The sequence below is a fragment of the Pseudomonas sp. HN11 genome, from assembly GCF_021390155.1.
Taxonomy (GTDB): domain Bacteria; phylum Pseudomonadota; class Gammaproteobacteria; order Pseudomonadales; family Pseudomonadaceae; genus Aquipseudomonas.
Window position 1 is genome coordinate 4798150 of the sequence record NZ_CP089985.1, and the last position, 18552, is coordinate 4816701.

General features: G+C 60.5%; 15 protein-coding genes. 4 read left to right on the forward strand and 11 right to left on the reverse strand.

Annotation, left to right across the window (positions count from 1 at the left end; translation table 11 throughout):
• Window positions 1-126: 126 nt before the first annotated feature.
• From LVW35_RS21850 to rluC, 3 genes are read right to left on the reverse strand one after another with little or no spacing between them, the layout of a single operon-like run.
• Window positions 127-1110, reverse strand: coding sequence for a S49 family peptidase (locus LVW35_RS21850; protein ID WP_233891997.1), 984 nt, complete (start codon window positions 1108-1110; stop codon window positions 127-129).
• A 21-nt stretch (window positions 1111-1131) separates the two neighbouring features.
• On the reverse strand, window positions 1132-1794 hold the full coding sequence (locus LVW35_RS21855) for an HAD-IA family hydrolase (protein WP_233891998.1): 663 nt from the start codon (window positions 1792-1794) through the stop codon (window positions 1132-1134).
• On the reverse strand, window positions 1781-2740 hold the full coding sequence (gene rluC, locus LVW35_RS21860; RefSeq protein ID WP_028617584.1) for a 23S rRNA pseudouridine(955/2504/2580) synthase RluC: 960 nt from the start codon (window positions 2738-2740) through the stop codon (window positions 1781-1783). The genes LVW35_RS21855 and rluC overlap by 14 nt, the downstream gene beginning before the upstream one ends.
• Window positions 2741-3499: 759 nt before the next feature.
• Between rluC and rne the strand changes: the two genes are divergently transcribed.
• Together rne and LVW35_RS21870 are read left to right on the forward strand one after the other, a co-directional pair.
• Window positions 3500-6643, forward strand: coding sequence for a ribonuclease E (gene rne, locus LVW35_RS21865; RefSeq protein ID WP_233891999.1), 3144 nt, complete (start codon window positions 3500-3502; stop codon window positions 6641-6643).
• Window positions 6644-6755: 112 nt separating this feature from the next.
• A protein-coding gene (locus LVW35_RS21870; RefSeq protein WP_233892000.1) for an IS3 family transposase occupies window positions 6756-7978 on the forward strand; the annotation gives its coding sequence in 2 pieces (ribosomal slippage) (window positions 6756-7107 and window positions 7107-7978; 1224 coding nt in all).
• A gap of 50 nt (window positions 7979-8028) precedes the next feature.
• Here LVW35_RS21870 and LVW35_RS21875 read toward each other — a convergent pair.
• The 3 genes from LVW35_RS21875 to LVW35_RS21885 all read right to left on the reverse strand — a co-directional run bounded on the left by LVW35_RS21875 (window position 8029) and on the right by LVW35_RS21885 (window position 11073).
• Window positions 8029-8619, reverse strand: coding sequence for a nucleotidyltransferase family protein (locus LVW35_RS21875; RefSeq protein WP_233892001.1), 591 nt, complete (start codon window positions 8617-8619; stop codon window positions 8029-8031).
• Window positions 8616-9602, reverse strand: coding sequence for an XdhC family protein (locus tag LVW35_RS21880; protein ID WP_233892002.1), 987 nt, complete (start codon window positions 9600-9602; stop codon window positions 8616-8618). The genes LVW35_RS21875 and LVW35_RS21880 overlap by 4 nt, the downstream gene beginning before the upstream one ends.
• A gap of 139 nt (window positions 9603-9741) precedes the next feature.
• The gene (locus LVW35_RS21885; RefSeq protein ID WP_028617588.1) at window positions 9742-11073 is read right to left on the reverse strand and encodes a dicarboxylate/amino acid:cation symporter; all 1332 of its coding nucleotides are present in this window, start codon (window positions 11071-11073) and stop codon (window positions 9742-9744) included.
• Between the two features lie 339 nt (window positions 11074-11412).
• Here LVW35_RS21885 and LVW35_RS21890 point away from each other — a divergent pair, with 339 nt between their 5' ends.
• On the forward strand, window positions 11413-12411 hold the full coding sequence (locus LVW35_RS21890) for an AraC family transcriptional regulator (protein WP_233892003.1): 999 nt from the start codon (window positions 11413-11415) through the stop codon (window positions 12409-12411).
• 138 nt (window positions 12412-12549) lie between these two features.
• Here LVW35_RS21890 and LVW35_RS21895 read toward each other — a convergent pair whose 3' ends face one another.
• The 3 genes from LVW35_RS21895 to LVW35_RS21905 are packed head-to-tail and all read right to left on the reverse strand — an operon-like array spanning window position 12550 to window position 14897.
• On the reverse strand, window positions 12550-13896 hold the full coding sequence (locus tag LVW35_RS21895) for an ATP-binding protein (protein ID WP_233892004.1): 1347 nt from the start codon (window positions 13894-13896) through the stop codon (window positions 12550-12552).
• Window positions 13893-14570 carry a response regulator transcription factor gene (locus LVW35_RS21900; RefSeq protein ID WP_015885446.1) on the reverse strand — a complete coding sequence of 226 codons (678 nt, stop codon included), beginning with the start codon at window positions 14568-14570 and terminating at the stop codon, window positions 13893-13895. Before LVW35_RS21900 ends, LVW35_RS21895 begins: the two co-directional genes overlap by 4 nt.
• 18 nt (window positions 14571-14588) lie before the next feature.
• The gene (locus LVW35_RS21905; protein ID WP_233892005.1) at window positions 14589-14897 is read right to left on the reverse strand and encodes a hypothetical protein; all 309 of its coding nucleotides are present in this window, start codon (window positions 14895-14897) and stop codon (window positions 14589-14591) included.
• A 146-nt stretch (window positions 14898-15043) separates the two neighbouring features.
• Between LVW35_RS21905 and LVW35_RS21910 the strand changes: the two genes are divergently transcribed.
• Window positions 15044-15760, forward strand: a complete 717-nt coding sequence (locus tag LVW35_RS21910) for a 4'-phosphopantetheinyl transferase family protein (protein ID WP_233892006.1) — start codon at window positions 15044-15046, stop codon at window positions 15758-15760.
• A gap of 26 nt (window positions 15761-15786) precedes the next feature.
• Here the strand turns inward: LVW35_RS21910 and LVW35_RS21915 are convergent, their stop codons facing one another.
• Window positions 15787-17397, reverse strand: a complete 1611-nt coding sequence (locus LVW35_RS21915) for an ATP-binding protein (protein WP_233892007.1) — start codon at window positions 17395-17397, stop codon at window positions 15787-15789.
• Window positions 17394-18119 (reverse strand): response regulator, encoded by a 726-nt coding sequence (locus LVW35_RS21920; protein WP_233892008.1) that lies wholly within the window; start codon window positions 18117-18119, stop codon window positions 17394-17396. Before LVW35_RS21920 ends, LVW35_RS21915 begins: the two co-directional genes overlap by 4 nt.
• Window positions 18120-18552: the final 433 nt, after the last annotated feature.

The window sequence follows — 18552 nt, forward strand, 5'->3', positions numbered from 1 at the left end:
CACAAAACCAATATGGGAGCGGGCTTGCTCGTGAATGCGGCGTGTCAGACCCGAATGAGTTGGCTGATACACCGCGTTCGCGAGCAAGCCCGCTCCCACATTTTGAGCTATGCCAGCCTCAGGATCTCAGCGCAAGGTCGGACCCTGGAAGCCCATATACAACGCCAGCTTCTCCGCCACGCTGGCGCCCAACCGCTTGGAGAACCGGTCGAACGGTGACTCCTCGACGGTAAAGTCCACCAACTCTTTCTCACCCACCACATCCCGCGCCACCGAACTGGCACTGCCCAGGCCGTCGATCAGGCCCAGCGGCAACGCCTGCTCGCCCGACCACACCAGGCCGGAAAACAGTTCTGGATGGTCTTTGTCCTTCAGGCGGTCACCGCGCCCCTGCTTCACACTGGCAATGAACTGGCGATGAGTGGTGTCCAGCACGCCCTGCCAGAACTGGGTCTCGTCCGCCTTTTGCGGCTGGAACGGATCAAGGAACGACTTGTGCTCACCCGACGTATAAGTACGACGCTCCACACCGAGCTTCTCCATGGTGCCGACAAAGCCGTAGCCAGCCGCCGTCACACCAATGGAGCCCACCAGGCTGGCCTTGTCGGCGTAGATCTGGTCAGCGGCACTGGCGATGTAATAGGCACCCGAAGCCCCCAAGTCGGAGATCACCGCATACAGCTTGGTATCAGGGTGCAGGCCACGCAGGCGGCGGATCTCGTCATATACATAGCCTGACTGGACCGGACTGCCACCTGGGCTGTTGATGCGCAGGATCACGCCCTTGACCTTGGGGTCCTCGAACGCGGCACGCAGGCTGCTGACGATATTGTCGGCGCTGGCGGGCTCCTTGTCGGCGATCACCCCGCGCACTTCGATCAGCGCGGTGTAGCTGGCGCCACGGGTCGCGCTTTTTTCCATGTCCATCAGCGGGCTGAACAACGCGAGCATGCCAATAAGCCAGACGAACGTCAGCAGCTTGAAGAAAATCCCCCAACGCCGTGCACGGCGCTGTTCCTGGACGCTGGCCAGGAGGGTTTTCTCCAGCAGCTTCCAGCTCTTGTCATCACTGTTCTCAGCCTTTTCGGGCGCTTTCCACTCGTCACTCATGCCATCAACCCCAGCAAAGACTTATTGGGCCCGGCTGAGCCAGGCCTGCAATTCGGAAAAATGATCGATCGTCAGACGCGGCTCGTATTGCTGCAACGCCTCGGCAGCCTGGGCGCCATAGCTGACCGCCACGCTGTCCATGCCCGCATTGCGCGCCATCATCAGGTCGAAGGAAGCGTCACCCACCATCAACGCCTGGCGTGGCGACACGCCGCAGTGAGCCAGAATCTGCTCCAGCATCAGAGGGTGGGGCTTGCTGGCAGTTTCATCGGCGGCACGGGTGATATCGAAATAATCTTCCCAACCGTGAGCCTTGAGCACTCGGTCCAGCCCGCGCCGAGCCTTGCCGGTGGCGACCGCCAGGTGATAACCCTCTGCGCGGAACGCCTCCAGGGTCTGCACCACACCATCAAACAAAGGCGAAGGCGTGGCCTCCAGTGCGATGTAGTGATCGGCGTAGTGATCACGGAAGGTGACCAGCTCAGCGTCACCGATCTCGGGATACAAGGTACGAATCGCCTCAGGCAAACCCAGGCCGATGATGCCCTTGACCGCGTGATCAGTGCACAGCGCATAGCCCGAGCGGGTCGACGCCGCATGCATTGACTCGACAATCCGGCCAATGGAGTTGGCCAGGGTGCCATCCCAATCGAAAATCAGCAGTTTGTAATCACGGTGCGACACTCAAACGCTCCACGGTCTTGGCCCACATCTCATCGACCGGCGCTTGCAATTTCAACTCGCCACCATCCGGCAGCGGCACGGTCAGCATGTAGGCGTGCAGAAACAAGCGTTTACCGCCCAGGTCGCGGATCTCCTTGGAGAAATCCTCGTCGCCGTACTTGGTATCACCGGCGATGCAGTGGCCCGCATGCAGGGTGTGCACGCGAATCTGGTGGGTACGCCCGGTCACCGGCTTGGCCTCGACCAGGGTGGCGAAGTCACCGAAGCGGCGCAGCACCTTGAACAGGGTCAGGGCTTCCTTGCCCTCCTCGTCCACTTCGACCATGCGCTCGCCGGAACGCAGATTGCTCTTCTGCAATGGCGCGCGGACGCTCTTGATCGAGCTGGCCCAGTTGCCGCGCACCAGCGCCATGTAGCGTTTGTCCACGCCATCGCCACGCAGGGCGGTGTGCAGGTGGCGCAACATGCTGCGTTTCTTGGCAATCATCAGCAGGCCGGAGGTGTCGCGGTCCAGGCGATGAACCAGCTCCAGCTCCTTGGCGTCCGGGCGCAACTGACGAAAGGCTTCGATCACGCCGAAATTCAGGCCACTGCCGCCGTGTACCGCAATACCGCAGGGCTTGTTGATCACGATCAGCTTGTTGTCTTCGAAGACAATCGACGCTTCCAGGCGCTGCAACAAGCCCTGGGCCAGCGGCACGGGCTCATCGCGCTCAGGCACGCGCACGGGCGGCACACGGACGATATCGCCCGCCTGCAACTTGTATTCAGGCTTGATCCGACCTTTGTTCACGCGCACTTCGCCTTTGCGCAAGATGCGGTAAATCAAGGTCTTGGGCACGCCTTTAAGCCTGGCCAGGAGAAAATTGTCGATGCGTTGGCCGGCATATTCCGGCGAGACCTCAAGCAGCTGGACGCTGGGGGTCTGGGGGGCGGTAGTCGTCATGGCGGCGATGATAACAATTTTTTATGGAATTGAAGCACTTAATCATTGCTGCTATAGTCGCGAACGCCGCCAAAAGCGGCCTGGACAGAGGACATGCGGCAAACTGCCGGCCCTGACCATCGCAATTCATCAGGACGCGAGGCCGTCCTACGGGGCTTTCGCCACCCTGGAAGGCTCAAGATTGTAACAAGCGCAGGTGACATGAGGCCTGAAGCGAGTGCAGAAAGCAGAGTGAATACTCGCGTTCTGCGCCGATATTTACGGCCAGTTCACAAAGTGCAGTCAGTCTTGGACCAGACCACGGCGAATACTTCGGAAACAACGCCTGTTAAGAGCTGAGTGAGAGCGCAACCGCCCACACCTAGTCTTGTTTAGCCATGAGCGTGGACTCCCCATTGGAGAACACGGTAAATGCCAACCCGCTGCGGATTCTGCGCGCGGCAGCACCCGAATTATCAGGGATACGTGTAGGGTGGAGATGCACAACCGTCGGACTGTGTAGCACTAGGCTTATATTTAGACGCTTCATCTCGTCCACAGTCGCCGGTTGATTCCTCCTCCTGACCTTAGCTTTTGTTGAAGTGGTGCCTTTGTCACCACCGCTAACAAGCAGGACGCGTCCGTCGCGATACCGGCCCAATTGGCTGGTTTTTGCTGGACACTGGAGTGGCCAACCACTCTTGACGCACCTGACACCGACCGTGAGAAGTCGTGTGTGCCGAACGCCGTTTCCGGCAGCCCGGAAACCGACGGTACAACATGAAAAGAATGCTGATTAACGCAACCCAACCCGAAGAGTTGCGTGTTGCACTGGTAGATGGCCAACGCCTCTACGACCTGGACATTGAATCCGGTGCACGCGAGCAAAAAAAGGCCAACATCTACAAAGGCCGTATTACTCGCATCGAACCCAGCCTTGAGGCTGCCTTTGTCGATTTCGGCTCCGAGCGCCACGGCTTCCTGCCCCTCAAAGAAATCTCCCGCGAATACTTCAAGAAAGCCCCCGAAGGCCGCGTGAATATCAAGGACGTCCTGAGCGAAGGCCAGGAAGTCATCGTCCAGGTCGAGAAAGAAGAACGTGGCAACAAGGGCGCAGCCCTGACCACCTTCATCAGCCTGGCCGGCCGTTACCTGGTGCTGATGCCGAACAACCCACGCGCCGGCGGCATTTCCCGCCGCATCGAAGGCGAAGAGCGCAACGAACTGCGCGAAGCGCTGAATGGCCTGGTCGCACCGGCCGACATGGGCCTGATCGTTCGCACTGCAGGCTTAGGCCGCAGCAGCGAAGAAATGCAGTGGGACCTCGACTACCTGCTGCAACTGTGGACCGCTATCAAAGAAGCGTCCCTGGATCGTTCCGCGCCGTTCCTGATCTACCAGGAAAGCAACGTGATCATCCGCGCCATCCGCGATTACCTGCGCCAGGACATCGGCGAAGTGCTGATCGACAGCGTTGAAGCCCAGGACGAAGCCCTGACCTTCATCCGCCAGGTGATGCCGCAATACGCCAGCAAGATCAAGCTGTACGAAGACAGCGTTCCGCTGTTCAACCGTTTCCAGATCGAAAGCCAGATCGAGACCGCCTTCCAGCGTGTGGTCGAACTGCCTTCCGGTGGCTCCATCGTGATCGACCCGACCGAAGCCCTGGTGTCCATCGACATCAACTCGGCCCGTGCGACCAAAGGCAGCGACATCGAAGAAACCGCCCTGCAGACCAACCTGGAAGCGGCTGAAGAAATCGCCCGCCAGCTGCGCCTGCGTGACATCGGCGGCCTGATCGTGATCGACTTCATCGACATGACCCCCGCCAAGAACCAGCGCGCCGTGGAAGAGAAAGTCCGCGAATGCCTGGAAGCGGACCGTGCCCGCGTGCAAGTCGGCCGCATCTCGCGCTTCGGCCTGCTGGAAATGTCCCGTCAGCGCCTGCGTCCTTCCCTGGGCGAGAGCAGCGGCATCGTTTGCCCGCGTTGCAACGGCACCGGCATCATCCGTGACGTTGAGTCGCTGTCCCTGGCGATCCTGCGCCTGATCGAAGAAGAAGCCCTGAAAGACCGCACCGCCGAAGTCCGCGCGCAAGTGCCGATTCCGGTTGCAGCTTTCCTGCTCAACGAAAAACGCAACTCGATCACCAAGATCGAACTGCGCACCCGTGCTCGCATCGTCATCCTGCCGAACGATCACCTCGAAACCCCGCACTTCGAAGTGCAGCGCCTGCGCGATGACAGCCCGGAAGCCCACAGCGGCCAGTCCAGCTACGAAATCGCCGCCGCTGCTGCTGAAGTGGAAGAAGTCCAGCCAGCCGCCGCGACTCGCACCCTGGTTCGCCAGGAAGCCGCCGTCAAGACCGCTCCAGCACGCGCCAATGCACCGGTACCGACTGAAGTCGCCGCGCCAGTTGCCGCACCGGCCGTCATGCCTGAGCCAAGCCTGTTCAAAGGCCTGGTGAAATCGCTGGTCAGCCTGTTCGCTACTAAAGAAGAGCCAGCCGCTCCGGTTGTGGTTGAAAAACCGGCCGCCGAGCGCCCAGCTCGCAATGAAGAGCGTCGCAACGGTCGTCAGCAGAGCCGTAACCGTAACGGTCGCCGTGACGAAGAACGCAAGCCTCGCGAAGAACGTGCGCCGCGTGAAGAACGCGCTCCACGTGAAGAGCGTGCACCTCGCGAAGCTCGTGAAGAAACACCAACCGTAGAACGTGCACCGCGCGAAGAGCGCGCACCGCGTACTCCACGCGCCCCACGTGAAGACCGCAAGCCACGTGGCGAGCGTGAAGAACGTGTGCGTGAACTGCGCGAGCCGCTGGATGCAGCGCCTGCCGTTGCCGGCGCCGCTGTCGCTGAAGAGCGCCCAGCTCGCCAACCGCGCGAAGAGCGTGCGCCACGTGAAGAGCGTCAACCACGCGCTCCCCGTGAAGAACGCCAACCACGTGCCGAGCAAGCCGCTGCCGCCAGCGAAGAAGAAGTGCTGACTGGCGAAGAGCAGTTGCAGGAAGACGGTCAGGAAGGCGCCGAAGGCGATCGTCCACGCCGCCGCTCCCGTGGTCAGCGTCGTCGCAGCAACCGTCGTGAGCGTCAACGCGATGCCAACGGCAACGTGATCGAAGGCTCGGAAGAGACCGGCGAGAACGCAGAAGCCGCTACCAGCGAACCGACTGGCGCCGAACTGGCTGCCGGCCTGGCCGTTACCGCTGCGGTTGCCAGCTCGGTCATCAGCGCACCGGCTGAAGCCCAGGCTCACGAGCAGGCTGAACGCGCTACTGCTGCCGTTGAAGAAACCGTAGCGATTGAAGCACCTGCTGCCGAAACCCCAGTGGTTGAAGCGCCGGTTGTTGAAGCGCCAGTCGTAGAGGCACCAGCTGTCGAAGCCACTACCCCAATCGAAGCACCGGTTGTTCCGGAAGTGGAAGTTGCCCAGGCGCCTGAAGCCCAACCAGAAGTTGAAGTGGTGGTCGCTGAGCCGGCACCTGTGGTTGAGCCCGAGCCAGTGGTCGAAGCCGTTGTTGAAGCACCGGTTGTCCAAGCAACTCCAGAAGTGCGAGAAGTTCGTGAAGAACAAACCGCCTTCCAATGGACTGCCGAGCCAGCGGCTCCGGTTGAAGCGCCAACCCCTGCCCCCGTAGCAGAAGAAGCGCCAGCACCGGTTGCCGAAGTCGTGATTTCCGAGCCAGCCCCAGTAGTTGAGCCTGCTCCGGTCGCAGAAACCGCACCTGCAGTTGAAGCGCCGGTGGTTGCCGAAGTGGCAGCGCCAGTGGTTGAAGCCGCACCGGTCAGCGCCCTGACCGAAAACGGCCGTGCACCGAACGACCCACGTGAAGTGCGTCGCCGTCGCAAGGAAGCTGAAGCCGCCGCAGCAGCAGCTGCTGCTGCTGCACAGGAAGCAGAGCACGAGAGCAAACCTCTCGTCTGATTCCAGCAGCCACAAAAAAGCCCCGCCTGAGTGATCAGGTGGGGCTTTTTTGTGGGCCCTGTCCCGTCCTGAATAAGGTTTACACCTTCTGACCTATCTTCAGGAGGAGCCAATGGATGCGGGCAAAAGGCGAAGCCAGCGTGACTACACGCTAGCCTTTAAATTATCGGTCGTAGACCAGGTCGAAAAGGGCGAGTTGAGTTATAAAGAGGCTCAACGGCGCTACGGCATTCAGGGCCGGTCCACGGTACTGGTCTGGCTGCGCAAGCACGGCCGGCAGGACTGGAGTCAGGGCGCCTCAATTCGAGAACCGAGGAGCAGGTCCATGACTGAGCCACCCCTCCCGCTAACACCCGAGCAGCGGATCAAAGAGCTCGAAGAGCAGTTGGCGCTAAGCAACCAGAAAGCGCAGTTCTTCGAAGCCGTCGTGAATGTTCTGAAGAATGACTACGGTGTTTCTGTCGTAAAAAAGCGACCCGGCAAGTCCTCTCGCAAGGGCAAATCCAAGACCTGAGCATCACCAGGGCTTGCCTGTTCATGGGCATTTCGCGCCAAGCATATTACCAACGAAATCGGGCTTTCGACGCGAGGGCTCGCCAAGATCAAGAGGTGATGGACTTTGTTCTTGAAAAGCGCCGACGCCAGCCACGGATCGGCACGCGCAAGCTGCATTACCTGATGAGCGTCGAATTTGGCGCATCAGTGCAGGTCGGCAGAGACCGCCTGTTCAGCATCCTGCGCAACGCTCGAGAACTGGTTGTGCGCAAACGGGCTTACCACAAAACGACGGACAGCCATCACCGCTTTCGCCGCCATCCTAACCTGCTCAAAGCGGGCCAGAAGCAGATCGTACCCAACAGACCAGAGCAGGTGTGGGTTGCAGACATAACCTACCTGCCGACACAGGAAAGCGTGGCTTATGTGAGCCTGGTGACAGACGCTTACTCGCGCAAGATCGTAGGCCATCATGTGCATGCGAGTTTGCATACCGAGTCGGTGATCAAAGCGATGGAAAAGGCAGTTGGTGAACGCCAAACCACGCTTCCACTAATCCATCATTCAGACCGCGGAGCCCAATACTGCTCTGAGCTTTATCAGCGCTTGCACGCCAGTCATGGCATCAGATGCTCGATGACCGACGGCTATGACTGCTACCAGAATGCTCTGGCGGAACGGATAAACGGCATTTTGAAGACCGAGTTTCTGCTGTATCGCCCTAAAAATCTGGCGGATGCAGTGAAGATGGTGGGTGAGTCGGTGCTGATCTACAACGGGGAAAGGCCACACATGTCCCTGAAATACAAAACGCCCGATGCGGTGCATCGAGCGTTTTGAGACTGAAACAGGTGTAAACCTATTTCAGGACTAGACACCCGCTCCCACAGTTAGTTGTGAATAAAATTCAGAAAATGCGGCAGATCGACGTCCCAGAGTACACCAGGATCCTTTACCAATACTTCATGCACGGTCGCCCGAGCAAACAACGGCTTGGCCCCACGATCGCCGGTCAAGGTCATCAGCCCAGGCCCAAATGTCTGGCTAAACGCCACAGGATGCCCATAGTGCCCATCCTGCACCGGCACACTGATGCCGCCCTCCTCCAGCCCATCGATCACCCGCTCAATGCTCGACGACCGAATAAACGGCATATCCCCCAGCACCACCAGCCAGCCGTCCGCCGTACCACTGGCCGCGACCGCCGCTGCGATGCTGTCGCCCATGCCGGCCGAACACAGCCGCAGGACTTCACAGCCATAAGCTTCGGCCAACCGGACAACGTCCATGCGATCAGGTGACGTCACCACCCAGCGCTTCACGACACACTCAGGCAGATTTACCAGCACCTGCTCGATCACCGGCCGCACCACGCCGTCCAGGCCGACGCAATCTGCCAACAACTTATCCTGGTCCGCCCCGGCTTCGGCACGAAAACGACTGCCCTGCCCCGCTGCCAGCACAATGGCCGTGACGTTCACTCGGCCACCACCGGCAAGGGTTTCTTCTGCATCGGCGCCACACCGTTCTTGATCGCGACAATTTCCGCCAACAACGACAACGCAATTTCCGCCGGTGTATGACTGCCGATATGCAAACCGATAGGCCCGTGCAGCCGCGCAATCGCTTCCGACGACAGCCCCAGCGCCGCCAGGTTTTCCCGACGTTTCTGGCTGTTGACTCGCGAGCCCAGGGCGCCAATGTAGAACGCCGAAGAATTCAGTGCCGTGAGCAAGGCCATATCATCCAGACGTGGGTCATGGGTGAGGCAGACGATGGCTGTTCGCTCGTCGGTCTGGATATTCAGCACCGCTTCGTCGGGCATGCCCGGTACAAAGCGGCCGTGCTGCTCTTCCCAGCCGTAGACGAACTCATCACGCGGGTCGCAGATCAGCACTTCGAAATCCAGCAAGCGCGCCATTTCCGCCACATAACGTGACAGTTGGCCCGCGCCGATCAACAGCAAGCGCCAACGCGGACCATAGATGGCGCGCAAGCGTTCGCCATCGAAGGTCACCACATCGGTCTTGCTCGCGCTACTCAAGGTGACCTTGCCGGTAGCCATATCAAGTTCACGAGCGACGATCTGGTGATCCTCACACCGCGCCAGCAGCTCAGACACCCACTCCCACTCGTCAACACGCTCCTCGGTCAGGCGCAAGGTGCCACCGCATGGCAGGCCAAATCGCGCCGCCTCATCACGAGTAACGCCGTAGGTCACCAACTGCACCGGCGGCCCGTCTTCTGGCAAGCGACCATCCTGCAGGCGTGCAATCAAGTCATCCTCGATGCAACCGCCAGACACCGAGCCGATCACCACACCATCGCCGCGCAACGCCAGCATCGCCCCCGGTGGACGCGGGGCGCTGCCCCAGGTCTGGACCACGCTGTACAGCACCACTCGCTGCCCGGCGCGACGCCATTCGAGCACGCTGCGCAGGACATTCAAATCAACACTGTCCACATAACCTCCTGCAGGCGTAACAACCGAATGACTTACTGTAAAACAAAAGCTGCCAAAGTAATGCGCCAGAAACGCAAACGCCCCGAACCAGTCGGGGCGTTTGTGGATGGCTGTGGCGTCAGGTCACGCCAGCAGCGGCTTACTTGACCACAGGGGCAGGGCCTTCGGCCACGCCCAGGTCATCCAGTTCGCGGGTTTCCGAGATACCGGTACCGCCGGACGCCAGCTCGCTTTGCAGCTTGTCGGTGTCCAGCTCCTTGACCCACTTGGCCACGACGATGGTGGCAACGGCGTTACCCACAAGGTTGGTCAGCGCGCGGGCTTCGGACATGAAGCGGTCGATACCCAGGATCAGCGCCAGGCCGGCAACCGGCAGGTGGCCTACGGCCGACAGGGTGGCAGCCAGTACGATAAAGCCCGAACCGGTCACGCCTGCAGCGCCTTTGGAGGACAGCAGCAGCACCAGCAACAGGGTGATCTGGTGGGTGATGTCCATGTGGGTGTCAGTCGCCTGGGCGATGAACACGGCGGCCATGGTCAGGTAGATCGAAGTACCGTCGAGGTTGAACGAGTAGCCCGTTGGAATGACCAGGCCTACTACGGACTTCTTCGCGCCCAGACGCTCCATCTTGATCAGCATGCGTGGCAGTGCGGATTCGGAGGAGGACGTACCCAGCACGATCAACAGCTCTTCACGGATGTAGCGGATCAGTTTGATCACGCTGAAGCCGTGGGCGCGGCAGATACCGCCCAGTACGACCAGCACAAACAGGATGCAGGTGATGTAGAAGCAAATCATCAACTGGCCCAGCTGCACCAGGGAACCTACGCCGTAGGCACCGATGGTGAACGCCATGGCGCCCAGGGCACCGATTGGCGCGAGCTTCATGATCATGTTGATGATGTTGAACATCACGTGGGCGAAGCGATCGATGAAGTCCAGTACCGGCTTGCCGTAGGCACCCAGGCGGTGCAGGGCGAAACCGAAGATCACCGAGAACATCAGCACTTGCAGGATGTCGCCGTTGGCGAAGGCGCCGACAATGGTGTTAGGAATCACATTGAGGATAAAGCCGACGATGCTCTGGTCTTTACCGGCAGTCACATAGGCCGCGACTTTGGAGGCGTCCAGGGTCGCTACGTCGATGTGCATGCCGGCGCCCGGTTGCACAACGTTGACCACGATCAGGCCGATCAGCAGCGCGATGGTAGAAACGATTTCGAAGTACAGCAGCGCGTAGCCGCCGGTCTTGCCGACCGATTTCATGCTTTGCATGCCAGCGATGCCGCTGACAACGGTGCAGAAGATGATTGGGGCGATGACCATTTTGATCAGTTTGATGAACCCGTCACCCAGTGGCTTGAGGGCCACACCGGTCTGCGGGTAGAAGTGACCGAGCAAAATACCGATAACGATTGCAACGATCACCTGGAAGTACAGGGATTTGTAGATTGGCTGACGAGTCGTCATTGCAAAGTTCCTCAATCGTCCCGTGTGGCAAATATCCGCCATTGCCCACGACACTTGAATTGCGAACCCTCCTGCACTGGAGGGATTTGTTGTTTGCGAGCCCTGTAGGAACAAGCCTGCGCTGTAATCCTTATCGCAAACGCCGTGCCACTTTGCTGAAAAGCCCTGAAGGCCTTTAGACATCAGGGCTTGGGGTATTCAGCCGCTCTCTCAAGCAGCGAAACAGGTGGCGGATTTCCGCCCATGCACCCAATCCCGTCCTACAATTTGGCGGATATCCGCCTTGTGAGCGTATCCGGGGCTGGCTACCATCCGCCACTCCATGGACGAGGCCTTCGCATGCGTGAACGTACCATCGCCAGTCATTACGCCCGGGCAGCCCTCGGCGGGGCGCGCCGGGCCGGCTATGATTACTCGGGCCTGCTGCAACGGGTGGGCATCACCCCGGAACTGCTGACCGAACCTCGCGCCCGTATCGCGCCGGAGCAGTTCACTCGCTTGCTGCAAATGCTCTGGCTGGCGCTGGACGATGAATACCTTGGCTTTGCCGACGGCCCAAGTAAACGCGGCACCTTCGCGATGATGTGCCACGCATTGATCCACTGCCGCACCCTGGAGAAGGCTCTGGAACGCGGCTTATTATTTTATAGCCTATTCCCACAAGGCCCACGCTTGCAGCTGACACGTGAAGGCGATATGGCCCGCTTGAGCCTGGACGACTCGCAGCTATGGGACCCGGATCACTTCCTCAGCGAATGCCTGCTGGTGATCTGGCATCGTTTGGGCAGTTGGCTGATCGGCCAACGTATCCGGCTGCATCAAGCCACCTTCAGTTACCCGATGCCAGCCCACGCCAGCGAGTACGACCTGCTGTTTCCCTGTGCCCAGCTATTCGGTGCACCGAACAGCAGCCTGGTGTTTCCCACGCGCTACCTGAACCTGCCGTTGCTGCAGGACGAGCGCACACTCAAGCACTTTTTGGAGCGATCCCCCGCCGACTTGCTTTCTCGACCGGATGAGGGCGACAGCTTGAGCAGCCAGCTACGCCGCTTGCTCAGTCGCGACCGCACACCCTGGCCGGACCTTGACGCCGTTGCCCAGCACCTGCATATCAGCCCACAGACGCTGCGCAGGCATTTGCGCGAAGAAGGCACCAGCTTTCAGGCGCTCAAGGATGAGCTGCGGCGGGACATCGCCATCTACCATCTGGGCCGAGCGGACTTGTCGTTGCAGGCGATTGCCGAGCAGCTCGGGTTTTCTGAGCCGTCGGCATTTCATAGGGCGTTCAAGAAGTGGACGGGGTTGACGCCGGGGGCGTATCGGGCGCAGGAAAGCTAGAGGGGCGTTGTCTGGACTGGCCTCTTCGCGAGCAAGCCCGCTCCCACACTTTGATCGGGTTCACACATTTTGATTTATGCACCCAATCCACCGTGGGAGCTGGCTTGCCTGCGAAGAGGCCGGCACTGCCAATGGAGATCACAAGGCCGGAAAGTGAATCTTGAACGCCGCGCCACCCAACGGCGAATCACCCAAGGTCAGCCGCGCCCCGTAGCTTTCAATAATGTCCTTGACCACCGCCAAGCCGATCCCCTGCCCCGGATGCTGGCGGTCCAACCGCTCGCCACGTTGCAGAATCCTTGCACGCTGATCCGGTGGCACGCCTGGGCCATCATCTTCAATACACAACTCGGTACCTTCCAGGCTTTCCACCAGGCTGATGCGCACTTCGCTCAAACACAGACGGTAGGCGTTTTCCAGCAGGTTGCCGAGCAATTCCAGCAGGGCGCCCTTCTCGATCGGCACGTCGCATTCTTCCGGTAGTTCAAAGGACACGGTGACGCGCTTGTCGCGGTAGACCTTACCCAGCGTGTCGCACAGGCTTTGCAGCACCGGCTCCAGCCGCACCTGGTGGCGCACCAGGCCGCTTTTGCGCAGGCTGGCGCGTTGCAGCTGGTAGCTGATCTGCTGGCTCATGCGCTCGATCTGCGATTGCAGCACACGGGCCTGGTCAAGATCTTCCGGGCGCTGGGCCATGTCCTCGCTCACGCCTTGCAGTACAGCAAGTGGGGTTTTCAGGCTGTGGGCCAAGTCGTCGAGTGAATCGCGGTAGCGCGCCCGTTGCTCACGCTCGCTGTGCAACAAGCGGTTGAGGGAGCCGGTGAGGCGCAACAGTTCGCGGGGATGTTGTTCGGACAGGCTCTCGCGGGTGCCGCCTTCGATCTGGTCAAGTTCCTGGCTCAGCCGCCGCAGTGCCTGCAGGCCCCACGTCAGGCCCAGCCACAGCAAGGTCAGCAGCACCAACAACGCTGCGCCGAAGCCCAGGTAGAGGTTTTCGCGCAGGCCTTCGAGGGTCAGCTGGTATTCGCGCACCGGTTGCAGGGCGACGATACTGAACGCCGCACTCTTGCCACCCAGCAGCCTGACCTCGACGTCATAGACGAAGAATTCCTGGCCGTTGGCCTCGCGGATCCGCGCAAATTCGTTACCGCGCCCGTCGTAGCGCGGCTTGTAGTTGATATTTTCTTCCTTGGTCGCCCGCGAACGCCATACCAAGTGGCCTTCGCGGTCGTAGATATAGCCGAGCAGGCGGCTGTCGGTGAGGTTGAAGCGCTCGTCCGGCAACTGCGCCGGCATCAGCAGGCGGTTGTTTTCGACCCGCGCGGCAGAGATCAGCGTCGTGACGTCCGACGCCAGGCGCTGCTCGATGGAATCCTGCAACGCCAGGCTGAACGCCCCCTGCATCGCCGGCAATAAACCCAGCATGAACAACACGGCCAGGGTGGCGGCCGCCAGCATCAAGCGTACGCGAAGCGAGCGAATCAACGGCAGCGCTCATTGAACAGGTAACCCAGGCCACGCACGGTGTCGATCGGCTTGAACCCACCCGGGCCTTCCAACTTGCGACGCAGACGGCCGACCAGCACTTCAATCACGTTCGGATCACGTTCGTCGTCATCCGGGTAGAGTTGCTCCATCAAGCGATCCTTGGCGACCACCTGCTGGTGATGGCGCATCAGGTACTCGAGGATGCGATATTCGTAGGCCGTCAGCGCCAGCGGCTGTTCGTCGAGGGATGCCTGCTTGCGGTTGAGGTCCAGCAGCAGCGGCCCGGCAACGATGGTCGACTGGGTAAAACCACTGGAGCGACGCAGCAACGCGTTCATCCGCGCCTCCAGTTCTTCGAACTGGAACGGCTTGACCACGTAATCGTCGGCGCCGGCAGCCAGGCCCTCGACCTTGTCCTGCCAGTTGCCGCGGGCGGTGAGGATCAGAATCGGGAAGGTCTTGGCCTGGGTACGCAGTTGGCGGATCAGGTCCAGGCCGCCCATGCCGGGCAGGCCCAGGTCGATGATCGCCAAGTCATGGTTGAACTGGCCGGTCTGGTACAGGGCCTCTTCGGCATTGGCCACGGCCTCGACCACATGCCCGCTGTCGGTCAGGCGGGTCAACAGGTGATGACGCAGCAGCGCCTCATCTTCCACCACCAGCAATTTCATAAGGCTCTCCAAAGCAAATCAACTGTCCGACAGAGGGATATCATAGCGGCCCTGCAGGTCTTGCGGGCGCAGTTTAATGCCATTGAACTGGCCGGTCAGGTGTTCATAACCGGCGCGGTAGGCCGGCTGCGGGGTTGCAAGGCCCAGGGACCGGCCCCAAGGCGTGGGCTGGCTGCCAACTTCTTCTAAGCTGACCCGCTGGATCACAGTGCTGGACTTCTTGGTTTTCTCACCGCGAAATGCGGCGAATGCACCGTCGCCAGCCTGGACCCCGGCGGTGGCACTTAGCATGGTTAACGCCAACATCAGCTGTTTGATCGCGGTCATGGTGTCACCTCTACGCGTTTGGCTGTTGCCCTTGTGTGAGTTCCAGACTACGCAGGCGCCCCTGAACTCCCCCTGAACAGGCTCTGAACCTCACCTGAACCGCCGTGGGCTAGCCTGTTGCCCCTCAACTCGGCAAAATACCGCCCATGAATCTTCTGCCCGCTTGCTGCACCCCACTCGACGCCCATTGGCCGCTGCCCGAACCCTTGCCGGACACGGTATTTCTCAGCACGCGCTTCGATCCGGCCCTGTTAAGGGCCGACGATTTCCAGCGCAGCGCCGTGCCGCCTCCGGCCAGCATCCAGCGCTCGGTGGCCAAGCGTCAGGCTGAGTTTCTGGCTGGCCGGCTGTGCGCCCGCGCGGCGCTGCAACAGCTCGACCACCTCAACTGCATCCCCGCGATCGGTGAAGACCGCGCGCCGGTGTGGCCTGCGCATATCAGTGGTTCGATCACCCACAGCACCGGGCATGCCGCCGCGATTGTCGCGCACAAGGCACAATGGCGCGGGCTGGGGATGGATCTGGAGAATGTGCTGACACTGGAACGGGCGGAACGGTTGGCCGGGGAAATCCTGACGGCCGATGAACTGCAGCGCATGGCTGATATACCGCGCGAGCAGATCGCGCAGTTGGTGACGCTGACGTTTTCGGCCAAGGAGAGTCTGTTCAAGGCGCTCTATCCGATCGTGCAGAAGCGCTTCTATTTTGAGCATGCGGAGTTGCTGGAGTGGTCCGAGTCGGGCCAGTTGCGGCTCAGGTTGCTGACGGATCTTTCCAGTGAGTGGTGCCATGGCAAGGAGTTGGTCGGGCAGTTTGCGGTAATCGATGGGCAGTTGTTGAGCCTGGTGGCTATCGGCGCCTGATCAATCGCTTGCTCGCGAAGGCGGTATCAGGGTTTCTCCTGATCCCTCGGCCAACTCAAACTGAAGCATGCCCCACCCAAGTTATTGCTCTTGCTGATCAACGCCCGCCCGCCGTGCCAATAGATGATCCGTCGCACGATCGACAACCCCAACCCATGCCCGCCGGAGGCGCGGGTGCGGCTGTCGTCCAGGCGCAGAAACGGCGTAAAGATGCGCTCCCAGGCGCTCTCGGGCACGCCGGGGCCATCATCTTCGACATCGATGCGACAACGTACCTGACCGACCTGATAACTAATCAACACTTGGCCCTGGGCATGACGCATGGCATTGCTCACCAGATTCTGCAGCGCACGGTGCAGATAACGCGGCTCGGCGTGGACCCAGGCATCATCCCAATGTGCCGAAGACAGGCAAATGCCCCTGCTTACGTTGACCTGCGGACGCAGTGGCGATAATTCGCCTATCACCTGATCGAGCAGCACATCGAGGTCGACCCGCTGGAAATTCAACTCCGGCGAGCCTTGCTCCAGCCGCGCATAAGTGAGCATTTCATCGACCAGGCCATCGAGGTCCTGGATATCGCTGTCCATGCCCTCCAGGTATTTGCGCCGCGCTTGAGCGGTGCTGGCACCGCCGACCATCTCCAAGCCGAAACGTAGACGCGCCACCGGCGTGCGCAGTTCGTGGGACACCGCGCGCACCAGCTCGCGCTGGATTGCCAGCAACTGCTGCAAGTGCTCGGCCATGCCATTGAACGCTGCGGCCAGGCGCCCCACCGAGTCAGCACCACGGGCCGGTACGCGGACTTCCAGGTTGCCTTTGGCGATTCGCGTGGCGGCGGCTTCAAGGCCCTTCAAGCGGCGCTCAAGCTGACGCACCAATAGGTAGACGATCAAACCGATCAGGGTCAGCCCGATCATGGCAATCAGGATCAGCCATTGCGGCGGGTAAGGGTTCATCTGATACAGCGGCCCGAGTTCCAGCACCCACGGCGTACCGACCATACCCGCAAACACGCGGATCGAATCGCCGCCCTTGCCCAAGGCCATTACCGTATCGCCTTCCGACACGCGGCGGCGCTGGTCTTCGTCCATATCCGCCTGGTCGAGGGTCATCAGGTGCATGTCGAAACCAAATCCCTTGGCTTCTTTAATATCTGCCAGACGTTGTGGTTGCTCAGCCACCGGGAAGCGCACCAGCTCGTCGGCGAGCAGGTAAATAGTCGCCCGCGCCAGTTGTTCGCTGATCTGCTGCACTTCCCCCATGAGCACCAGTTGCGACTGATCACTGACCAAGCGCAACACGCGCGCAGCGTGAGGCCCGGTCTGCTGCACCAACACCTGGCCGCGTTGCAGGCTGTTACGCTGGCTCGAGTCCAGCTGCGCATCGGCCAGAGGACGCAGTTCCAGGGGAATCCCCAGCAGACGCTCCCACACCGCGAGGGCGCGCTGGCGCTCGATGGGGCTCATGGGTTGCAGGTTGTCACCCATCAACGCAAAGGTGCCGTGAGCCAGGCGCTCGCGGTATTGGTCGCTGCGAACCTCGTTGAGCAGGTGCAGGGCCAGTACGCCGAGCAAAGCCACCAGGATCAGCGCCGCGCACATGCCGCCGTAGATGCGCAGGAAGATCGAGTTCACAGCGGCGTGTCGGCAGCGGCTTCAGGGACGAACAGGTAGCCTTTGCTGCGGATCGTCTTGATCAGGCGCGGGTGAATCGGATCGTCACCTATCTTGGGGCGTATGCGCGAGATACGCACGTCGATGGAGCGGTCTTGGCCGTCGTAGCCGATGCCGCGCAGGGCAATGAAAATTTCTTCGCGGGACAAAATGCGTCCGGCATTCGCCACCAGCAGCCACAGCAAGTCGAATTCGGCGCTGGTCAGTTCGATACCGTCGTTATTCAGCCAGGCCTCGCGCAGGGCGTTGTCTACGACCAAGGGGCCGAATCGCAGACGACGCTGGCTCTCCACGGCAGCCGTTTCCGCCGGCTCGCTGCGCCGCAGCAGGGCCTGGATGCGCGCCAGCAACAGGCGCGGGCGCACCGGTTTGCACACGTAGTCGTCGGCGCCCATGTCCAGGCCCAGCACCTGGTCCATGTCGTCGGTGCGCGCGGTGAGCATCAGGATCGCACCGTCATAGCGCTCGCGCACCTTGCGGCAGATGCTCAGGCCGTCTTCACCGGGCAGCATCAGGTCAAGGATCACCAGGTCCGGCTGCTCGTCGATGATGCGTGCCGCTGCCAGGGCGCCGTCGCCTTCCACGGACACCTGCAGGCCGTTGCTCTCCAGATACTCACGGGTCAATTCGGCCAATCGCTGGTCGTCTTCGACTATCAATACCTGCCAGGCTTCTTGATCCACGGGTGACCTCAATGTCTGTCATAAAAGGCGGGCATGATCTGGGAAATTGCGTAGCCCTATGCGACCGATTGTAGCCATGGGCCAGCCCTCAAACACAAGCCGGGAAATCCATTCGGTGATCGCATTTTTTTGTGATAGGGTTCGCGCCCTTCGAAAATGGGCAGGTAGTTTTGAGCCCGAAACATTTAATGACAAACGGCGTAATCCAGCAGCAATGCGGCCTACACCCCCATTCAACCTTTCTTACACATTTTACCCACAGCGTTATCCACAGGTTACTGCGTTGCTAACCCCTCGAAAACGCATTATCTTGTACCTCGACACTGGAGAAGACCCTACATGTGGGGTTTTTGACGAAAGCGTCCAACCACACAAGTGGCCAGATATTCAAGCGTTTTATTGCTAGCGCAGCATGGAACCAACCGATTTTCAG